The sequence below is a fragment of the Melaminivora alkalimesophila genome (assembly GCF_000282995.1).
GTDB classification, from domain to species: Bacteria; Pseudomonadota; Gammaproteobacteria; order Burkholderiales; family Burkholderiaceae_C; genus Melaminivora; species Melaminivora alkalimesophila.
Map to the genome: position 1 here is coordinate 1 of NZ_ALEE01000095.1, position 1,824 is coordinate 1,824.

General features: G+C 70.0%; 3 protein-coding genes. 2 read left to right on the plus strand and 1 reads right to left on the minus strand.

The genetic code is table 11. The annotated features are described in order from the left end of the window. Positions 1-755: phosphoribosylaminoimidazolesuccinocarboxamide synthase (locus A612_RS01200; RefSeq protein ID WP_040435499.1), on the minus strand; the 755-nt coding region annotated here is incomplete at its 3' end. A gap of 337 nt (positions 756-1,092) precedes the next feature. On the opposite strand from A612_RS01200, the gene hpf reads away from it, so the two are divergent. Next, entirely contained in the window at positions 1,093-1,443 is a 351-nt protein-coding gene (hpf, locus tag A612_RS01205) for a ribosome hibernation-promoting factor, HPF/YfiA family (RefSeq protein ID WP_019372791.1), read from the plus strand. Positions 1,444-1,567: 124 nt separating this feature from the next. Beyond that, positions 1,568-1,824 (plus strand): PTS sugar transporter subunit IIA (locus tag A612_RS01210; protein WP_040435500.1); only part of this gene is annotated, 257 nt, incomplete at its 3' end.

The window sequence follows — 1,824 nt, forward strand, 5'->3', positions numbered from 1 at the left end:
CCGGCCGCCAGCGCCTGCTCGTAGCCCTCCACGGGCCAGTAGCGCGAGCTGTCGGGCGTGAGCACCTCGTCCATCAGCACCAGCCGGCCGGTCGGGTCCAGGCCGAACTCGAACTTGGTGTCGGCGATGATCATGCCCTTGTCCAGCGCGATCGCCGCCGCCGCCTCGTACAGGGCGATCGAGACGTCGCGGATCTGCGCCGCCAGCTCCGGCCCGACCATCTCGACGGTGCGCTCGAAACTGATGTTCTCGTCGTGCTCGCCCACCGCGGCCTTGGCGGCCGGGGTGTAGATGCTGCGCGGCAGCCGGGCGGCGTTGGTCAGGCCCTCCGGCAGCGCCACGCCGCAGACCGAGCGCGACTCCTGGTATTCCTTCCAGCCGCTGCCCGCCAGGTAGCCGCGCACCACCGCCTCGATGGGCAGGGGCCGCAGGCGCTGCACCAGCATCGAGCGGCCCTGCACCTGCGGCAGGTCCTCGGGTGCGACCACGCTCTCGGGGGCCTCGCCCGTCAGGTGGTTGGGCACGATGTGGCCCAGGCGCTCGAACCAGTACAGCGCCATCTGCGTGAGCAGCGCGCCCTTGCCCGGGATCGGCTCGCCCATGATCACGTCGAAGGCCGACAGGCGGTCGGTTGCCACCATCAGGATGCGGTCCTCGCCCACGGCGTAGTTGTCGCGCACCTTGCCGCGCGCGAGCAGCGGCAGCGAGGCCAGGTTGGAGGTGTGCAAGGGGGCGGGGGAAGGCGACTGGCTCATGGCGGTCGGGGCGCGCGGCCCGGTGGGCGGATACGGGGAAGGCAGGCCGCCGGTGCGTCCCGGGGGCGCGGCATTCTAGCCAGCTGCGCGCCCAGGGCGCCGCCGCGTGCCCAGCAAGGCGGGCAGGCGCCAGGCAATCCGCCCATTGTGCAGGCTTTCTCCGCTCTTGGCACCTGGGGAGCAGAGCCCGTGCACGCCCACGGGGAACGCATTGCCAAGGACGGGGCCGGCGCGCATAGTGCAAGCCATCCGGCAGCATTCAAGTTCCCCCGGCCGCCCGGCCGAGCACCGACCGGCGGCGGCCTTCCTCAACTGTGAGACGCAGGAGATTTCGCCCATGAACTTGACGATCAGCGGTCACCACCTGGAAGTGACCCCGGCCTTGCGCAGCTACGTGACCACCAAGCTCGAGCGCATCACGCGCCACTTCGACCAGGTGGTCGATGTCAAGGTCCTCCTCACGGTAGAAAAGCAGAAGGAAAAAGACCGGCGCCAGCGGGCCGAGTGCACGCTGCGGGTCAAGGGCAGCGATCTGTTCGTCGAGAGCATGCGCGCCGACCTGTACGCCGCCATCGACGAGATGATGGACAAGCTCGACCGGGTGGTGGTGCGCTACAAGGACCGGGTGCAGGACCATCAGCCGCGCGTGCGCCGCGCGACGCTGCAGGCGGCCGCCGCGATGGCCTGACGCCGCCCCTCGGAGCCCGGCCACCGGCCGGTTCGCGAACCGCCCGCCCGGGCGGTTTTTTGTTGCTGCTCGATACACTCCTAGGGTTATCGCTTAAGGGGTGCATAATCCCTGCTCACCGACCATGAACCGACTTGCTTCCATCCTGCCCGCCGCCCATGTGCTCGTGAGCGTCGACGCCACCAGCAAGAAGCGCGCCTTCGAGGAGGCGGGGCTGCTGTTCGAGAGCCAGCACGGCCTGTCGCGTGCCCTGATCACCGACAGCCTGTTCGCGCGCGAACGCCTGGGCTCGACCGGGCTGGGACACGGCGTGGCCATCCCGCACGGGCGCATCAAGGGCCTGAAGTCGCCCATGGCGGCCGTCTTCCAGCTGGCCCAGCC

Excerpts from the sequence above, each read along its gene's own strand:
- hpf (WP_019372791.1), top strand. The coding sequence starts at position 1,093 with ATGAACTTGACGATCAGCGGTCACCACCTGGAAGTGACCCCGGCCTTG.